General features: G+C 67.0%; 1 pseudogene. It reads left to right on the forward strand.

Annotated elements, in window-relative coordinates:
- Positions 1-67 precede the first annotated feature (67 nt).
- Positions 68-264 (forward strand): annotated as a pseudogene (locus CVH10_RS21470) (hypothetical protein); the annotation flags it as partial.

A 264-nucleotide genomic window follows, 5' to 3' on the forward strand; every position in this document is an offset into this window, starting at 1 on the left:
GATCCTGCAGGCGATGAAATCCGCCGGCGCCCTGCGCGCCGAGCTCGAGATCATCTGAGGACGCGTCATGACCGTCACGGCATCCAACACCTGGAGCGGCGGCGACGTCGCCCGCAACGGCGCGCTGGACCAGCGCTTCGCGCTCGTCGTGCAGGGCGTCAGCGACCTGCGCCGTACGGTGCGCAGCTCGCCGGAAGAGGGCCTGAAGGAGGTCTCGCGGCAGTTCGAGGGGATGTTCATGAACATGATCCTCAAGAGCATGCG

Source organism: Halomonas sp. ND22Bw (genome assembly GCF_003011945.1).
Taxonomy (GTDB): domain Bacteria; phylum Pseudomonadota; class Gammaproteobacteria; order Pseudomonadales; family Halomonadaceae; genus Halomonas; species Halomonas halophila.